This is a genomic window from Sphingomonas corticis (assembly GCF_012035195.1).
Lineage (GTDB): Bacteria > Pseudomonadota > Alphaproteobacteria > Sphingomonadales > Sphingomonadaceae > Sphingomonas > Sphingomonas corticis.
Map to the genome: position 1 here is coordinate 373,927 of NZ_JAAVJH010000004.1, position 6,497 is coordinate 380,423.

Here is a 6,497-nt window from a genome sequence, read left to right on the forward strand (position 1 = left end):
GCGCACGTCTGCTCACCCCACCGCGCCACGATCCACCGCGATGATCGCCAGCGTGAAGCGCGAGATGCAGACGAGCTTTCCCGCCTCGTCCTCGATGCGGATCGACCACACCTGCGTCGTGCGTCCGCGCGCCTCCGGCCGGGCGGTGGCATAGACGAAGCCGTCGCCTGCGGGGCGCACGTGGTTGGCGTTGATCTCCAGCCCGACGGCGGCGAACTTCGCCGGGTCGACCGTCATCGCGCCCGCGACCGAGCCCACCGTTTCGGCGAGCGCGACAGAGGCGCCGCCGTGCAGCCGGCCGTAGGGCTGCTTCGTCCGCTCCGTCACCGGCATGCGCGCGCGCAGCCAGTCCTCGCCCGCCTCCACGAACTCGATGCCCAGGAAGCCGGGCATGCTCCCTTCGCCGAAGGCATTGGCGCGGGCGAGGTCGGGAAGGGTGTCGCCGAACCAGATCATGCGCGTACTCCGGTGAACGGAAGGATGCTGTCGTACTGCGCCACGTCCGGCGCACCCGGCACGCGGTGCCCGGCGCGGAGCAGGAAGGCGTGGCGCACGATCTCCGCCTGCTGTTCCAGGCCATAGCGCTTCAGCGGCCAGCCGGGCTTCAGCGTGTAGGAATAGCGGCAGAAGGGATGGCGCGCGAGCGGCAGGCAGATGCCCTGCTGATGCTGCCAGACGTGGCACATCTCGTGGATGAAGAGGCCCTTGAGGTCGTGCGGCGCGGTGCAGAAATCGTCCCGGCACAGCGTCCCGCGCGGGTGGAAGTGGATCGTGCCGCGCGGCGCCATCACCGTGTCGCGCGGCTGGAAGAAGGCCCATTTGCGCTGCGCGATCCGCACCGGCGCATAGTCGATCGCGTCGCCGTACACGGATCGCGCCAGCGCGATCTCGCCGGGGGTGAGGGGGCGGTCTTCGGCCATCGACATGCCATCGCGAAAGGAAGAGGACGACGCAACCCGTCTCGCGAGAGCACGTGGGATCAGAGGATCGCGGGCAAGTCCAATCCCTTTTCCCGCGCGCAGGCGATCGCGTCCGCGTAACCCGCGTCGGCGTGGCGCATCACGCCGGTCGCGGGATCGTTCCACAGCACGCGCTCGAGCCGGCGTGCCGCCTGCGCGGTGCCGTCCGCCACGATCACCATGCCGGCGTGCTGCGAGTAGCCCATGCCGACCCCGCCGCCGTGGTGCAGCGACACCCAGGTGGCGCCGCTTGCGGTGTTGAGGAGGGCGTTCAGCAGCGGCCAGTCGCTCACCGCGTCGCTGCCGTCGCGCATCGCCTCGGTCTCGCGATTGGGGCTGGCGACCGAGCCCGAATCGAGGTGGTCGCGCCCGATCACCACCGGCGCCTTCAGCTCGCCCGACGCGACCATCTCGTTGAAGGCGAGGCCCAGGCGGTGGCGATCGCCCAGCCCCACCCAGCAGATCCGCGCCGGCAGCCCCTGAAACCGGATCCGCTCGCGGGCCATGTCGAGCCAGCGGTGGAGGTGCGCGTCGTGCGGCAGCAGTTCCTTCACCTTCGCGTCGGTCCTGAAGATGTCTTCCGGATCGCCCGACAGCGCGGCCCAGCGGAATGGGCCGACGCCGCGGCAGAACAGCGGGCGGATATAGGCGGGGACGAAGCCGGGGAAGGCGAAGGCGTTCTCGACGCCGGCATCCTTCGCGACCTGACGGATGTTGTTGCCGTAATCGACCGTGGGAACGCCCGCGGCCTGAAAGGCGAGCATCGCCTCGACGTGGCGCGCCATCGACTGTTTGGCGGCGGCGGCGACGCCGGCGGGGTCCTGTTCGCGCGCGGCGTTCCAGCGCTCGACCGTCCAGCCGGCGGGAAGGTAGCCGTTCACGGGATCGTGCGCGCTGGTCTGGTCGGTCAGCAGGTCGGACCGCACGCCGCGCCGCAGCATTTCCGGCAGCACTTCGGCAGCGTTGCCGAGCAGGCCGACCGACACGGGTTCGCTCGCGCCGGTGACGATCGCCAGCGCCTCGTCCAGGCTTTCCGTGGCGCGGTCGAGATAGCCGGTGCGCAGCCGCATCTCGATGCGCGAGGGCTGGCACTCGATCGCCAGGCACGAGGCACCCGCCATCACCGCCGCCAGCGGCTGCGCGCCCCCCATGCCGCCGAGCCCGGCGGTCAGCAGCCAGCGACCCGACAGGTCGCCGCCGTAATGCCGCCGTCCCATCTCGACGAAGGTCTCGTACGTTCCCTGCACGATGCCCTGCGTGCCGATGTAGATCCACGACCCCGCGGTCATCTGACCGTACATCGCGAGGCCCTGGCGATCGAGCGCGTCGAAATGTTCCCATGTCGCCCAGCGCGGCACGAGGTTCGAATTGGCGAGCAGCACACGCGGCGCGTCGGCGTGCGTGCGGAACACGCCGACCGGCTTGCCCGACTGGATCAGCAGCGTCTCGTCGTCCTCCAGCCGGCGCAGCGTCTCGACGATCCGGTCGTAGCTCTCCCAGTCGCGCGCGGCGCGGCCGATCCCGCCGTAGACGACCAGCTCCGCCGGGTTTTCCGCGACGTCCGGATGCAGGTTGTTCATCAGCATGCGCAGCGCCGCCTCGGTCTGCCAGCTCTTCGCCGAACGGGCGGTGCCGGTGGCGGGACGGATGACGCGGGACGGGTCGCGGCGGGTCATGCGGCAAACTCCAGGCAGGCAGCGAGAATGGCGGCCAGCGTCGCGCGCAGTGGCGCGGCATGGGCGGGGTCGTAGGCGGGCGGCCAGTCGTCGGGCGTCGGCTGCGCAGGCTCCGGCAGATAGGTGCGCAGGGCGAGTTCCATCTGGATCGCGTGGACGCCGTCGCCCGGCCGGCCGTAGTGGCGCGTCGTCCAGCCGCCGCGGAAGCGCCCGTCGAGCACGAAGCCGCGGTGCGACGCGGCGGCGACCGCCCCCACCGCGTCGCGCAGCGCCGGCGCGCAGGTCTCGCCACCGTTGGTGCCGATGTTCAGCTCCGGCAGGGCGCCGTGGAACAGCCGCGGGATGCGGCTGCGGATCGAGTGGCAGTCGTAGACGACGACGCGGTCGTGCCGCGCGCGCAGCCGCGCGATCTCGGCGGCGAGCGCGGCGTGATAGGGATCGAAATACGCCGCGCGCCGCCGCGCGATCTCCGCGGGGTCGGGCGCGGTGGTGACGTAGAGCGGATCGCCGTCGAAGGTGGTGGAGGGGCAGAGCTCCGTCGTCGCCTGGCCGGGGTAGAGCGACGCGCCGGAGGGGTCGCGGTTCACGTCGATCACCGCCCGCGACACGGGCGTCGCGATCGTGGTCGCTTCGGCGAGGCCCTCATACAGCGCCTCGATATGCCAGTCGGCGTCGCGACGCGCGAGCCAGGGGGAGACGAGCCCGTCGATCCCCATCAGGTCGGTGCCGCCGTGCGGGAAGGCGAGGATCAGCGGCGTGTCGGCGCGACGGACGCGGATCATGGCTCGATGCCCGGAAGCGAGCCGGCCAGGCCGACCAGCGTGCCATCCGCCACCAGCGACGTGGCGGCGGCCATGTCGGGCGCCATGTGCCGGTCGTCGCCCAGTGTCGGCACCTCCTGCCGCAGTCGCGCGCGGACCGCCTCCACGGTGGCGCTCGACGTCAGCGGCGCGTGAAAGTCGCAGCCCTGCGCCGCGGCGAGCAGCTCGATGCCGAGCACCGCGTCCACGTTCGCCGCCATCGCCATCAGCCGCCGCGCGCCGTGCGCCGCCATGGAGACGTGATCCTCCTGATTGGCGGAAGTGGGGATGGAGTCGACGGAGGCGGGATAGGCACGCTGCTTGTTCTCGCTGACCAGCGCGGCGGCGGTCACCTGCGGGATCATGAAGCCGGAGTTGAGGCCCGGGCGCGGCGTCAGGAAGGCGGGAAGGCCCGACAGCGCGGGATCGACCAGCATCGCCACGCGCCGTTCCGACAGGCTGCCGATCTCGCACAGCGCCAGCGCGATCATGTCGGCGGCGAAGGCGACCGGCTCGGCGTGGAAATTGCCGCCGGACAGCGCCTCGTCGGCGGCACCGCCGGCGCCGGCGAACACCAGCGGATTGTCGCTGACGCCGTTCGCCTCCGTCACCAGCGTCGACGCGGCCTGACGCAGCAGGTCCAGCACCGCGCCCATCACCTGCGGCTGGCAGCGCAGGCAATAGGGATCCTGCACGCGCACGTCGTCCTCTCGGTGGCTGGCGCGAATTGCCGAGCCCTCCATCATCCGGCGCAGCGCATCGGCGGTGTCGATCTGCCCGCGATGCCCGCGCAGCGCGTGGATGCGCGGGTCGAACGGCGCGTCCGATCCCTTCGCCGCCTCGGTCGAGAAGATGCCGGTGACGAGTGCGCTGCGATACAGCCGCTCCGCCTCGAACAGCGCGGCCAGCGCGTAGGCGGTGCTGAACTGCGTGCCGTTGAGCAGCGCCAGCCCCTCCTTCGGCCCCAGCACGAGCGGCGCGAGCCCCGCGTCGGCCAGCGCGCGCGCCGCGGGGCGGGGAACGCCGTCGACCAGGATCTCGCCGACACCCAGCATCGCCGCCGTCATGTGCGCCAGCGGGGCGAGGTCGCCGCTGGCGCCGACGGAGCCCTGCGCGGGCACGACCGGGGTCAGCCCGCGCGCCAGCATCGCCTCCAGCAGCGCGACCGTCCCCGCGCGCACGCCCGACGCGCCGTGCGCCAGGCTGGCGAGCTTCAGCGCCATCATCAGCCGCGCGACCGGCACCGGCATCGCCTCCCCGACGCCGGCGGCGTGGCTGAGCACGATGTTGCGCTGGAGCGTGGCGAGATCGGCGGCCTCGATCCGCACGCTCGCCAGTTTCCCGAACCCGGTGTTGATGCCGTAGACCGGTTCTCCCTTCGCCACGATCCGCGCCACCGCGTCGGCCCCGCGCGCGATCGCCGCCGCGCAGGTCGGGTCGAGCCGCGGCGCCGCGCCCCTGTAGATGTCGCGCCAGTCGGCGTAGGCCAGCCGGCCGGGGGAGATCATCATCGTCCGTTCCTGACGCGTTGGTGGAGGGGGTTGAAGCCGATGCGATAGACCAGCTCCGCCGGGTCATCGATCGACCAGATCGCCAGATCGCACGCCTTTCCCGGCTCCAGCGTGCCGATGGTGTCGGCCAGGCCCAGCGCGTGCGCGGCGTTGACGGTCAAGCCTCGCAGCGCCTCCGTCACCGTCAGGCGGAACAGCGTGGCCGCCATGTTCAGCACCAGCAGCGGAGAGGTGAGCGGCGACGTGCCGGGATTGCAGTCGGTCGCCAGCGCGATCCGCACGCCGGCGGCGCGCAGGGCGGCGACCGGCGGCAGCTGCGTCTCCCGCATGAAGTAGAAGGCGCCCGGCAGCAGCACCGCCACCGTCCCCGCCGCGGCCATGGCGGCGACGTCCGCAACCGTGGCGTGTTCGAGATGGTCGGCGGAGAGCGCGCCGTGGCGCGCGGCGAGGCCGGCCCCGCCCAGCGCGGAGAGCTGCTCGGCGTGGAGCTTCACCGCCAGGCCGTGGCGGCGCGCGGCGTCGAACACGCGACCGGTCTGCGCGGGCGAGAAGCCGATCCCCTCGCAGAAGGCGTCCACTGCGTCCGCCAGTCCCTGCGCGGCGATCGCGGGGATCATCGTGTCGCAGACCTCGTCGATATAGCCGTCGCCATCGCCGGTCCGGTCGGGCGGCAGCGCGTGCGCGCCGAGGAAGGTGGTGGCGACGCGCACGTCGCGCTCTGCGGCGAGGCGCCGCGCCGCGCGCAGCATCTTTTCCTCGTGCGCGAGCGACAGGCCGTAGCCCGACTTCACCTCCACCGTCGTGACGCCCTCCGCGATCAGCGCATCGAGCCGGGGGAGGGCGCCCGCGACGAGCGTCTCCTCGTCCGCGGCGCGAGTGGCGTGCATGGTGGAGACGATGCCGCCGCCGGCGCGCGCGATCTCCTCGTAGCCGGCGCCCTCCAGCCGCTGCGCGAACTCGCCCGCGCGATGGCCGCCGTGGACCAGGTGGGTGTGGCAGTCGATCAACCCTGGCGTGATCCAGCGCCCGCCGCCGTCGATCGTCTCGCCCGCCGCGGGGGCGTCAACCGCGGGGCCGGCATAGGTGATGACGCCGTCGCGCGCGGCGAGCGCACCGTCCTTAACGATGCCCAGCCCGTCGCCGGTCATCGTCGCGAGCCGCACGTTGCGCCAGAGCCGGTCCGCCATGCTGTCCTCCGTTATGTCTATACAAAAGCAGGTGCGGGTGGCGGTGTCCAGTCGCCCGGTCGCAGGCTCCACGCCGCAGTTCCCCGGCCGATTGCAAAAAAAGTGCAATGGGCGCTTGACCCCCGATGATTCGACTCATAGATGGGCGTCACCGCAGCGACGGACCGAACGGTTCTCGCCACGGTGATCGGAAAGCCTCGGCGCCGGAGCGATCTCTTGAAAGAGGGATTGCGACACGGCGTCGGTTTTTCTGGCTCTTTGACATTGTTGAATTGATGAAGGGACATGTGGGCGGCGGTTTGGCCGGTCTGTGTGGCGTTATCGAGGCGTCGTATGGATCGTTAAAGCCAGGCCGTTTCTCGCA

At 71.6% G+C, this 6,497-nt stretch carries 6 protein-coding genes; all 6 read right to left on the bottom strand.

The genetic code is table 11. The features are described from left to right. Positions 1–12: 12 nt before the first annotated feature. Genes HBH26_RS08990 through hutI form a run of 6 tightly spaced genes read right to left on the bottom strand, consistent with a single transcriptional unit; the run spans position 13 to position 6,133 of the window. Positions 13–456 carry a hotdog fold thioesterase gene (locus HBH26_RS08990; protein WP_168134242.1) on the bottom strand — a complete coding sequence of 148 codons (444 nt, stop codon included), beginning with the start codon at positions 454–456 and terminating at the stop codon, positions 13–15. Then, a complete protein-coding gene (locus tag HBH26_RS08995) occupies positions 453–926 on the bottom strand; it encodes a vgr related protein (RefSeq protein WP_168134243.1) in 474 nt (157 codons plus the stop codon). The genes HBH26_RS08990 and HBH26_RS08995 overlap by 4 nt, the downstream gene beginning before the upstream one ends. Before the next feature lie 53 nt (positions 927–979). After that, positions 980–2,635 (bottom strand): urocanate hydratase, encoded by a 1,656-nt coding sequence (gene hutU, locus HBH26_RS09000; RefSeq protein WP_168134244.1) that lies wholly within the window; start codon positions 2,633–2,635, stop codon positions 980–982. Beyond that, a complete protein-coding gene (gene hutG / locus HBH26_RS09005) occupies positions 2,632–3,417 on the bottom strand; it encodes an N-formylglutamate deformylase (protein WP_168134245.1) in 786 nt (261 codons plus the stop codon). The genes hutU and hutG overlap by 4 nt, the downstream gene beginning before the upstream one ends. Continuing rightward, positions 3,414–4,946: a histidine ammonia-lyase gene (hutH, locus tag HBH26_RS09010; protein ID WP_168134246.1), complete on the bottom strand. Its 1,533-nt coding sequence runs from the start codon at positions 4,944–4,946 to the stop codon at positions 3,414–3,416. The genes hutG and hutH overlap by 4 nt, the downstream gene beginning before the upstream one ends. Further along, a complete protein-coding gene (gene hutI, locus HBH26_RS09015; RefSeq protein WP_168134247.1) occupies positions 4,943–6,133 on the bottom strand; it encodes an imidazolonepropionase in 1,191 nt (396 codons plus the stop codon). Before hutI ends, hutH begins: the two co-directional genes overlap by 4 nt. Between the last annotated feature and the right edge of the window lie 364 nt (positions 6,134–6,497).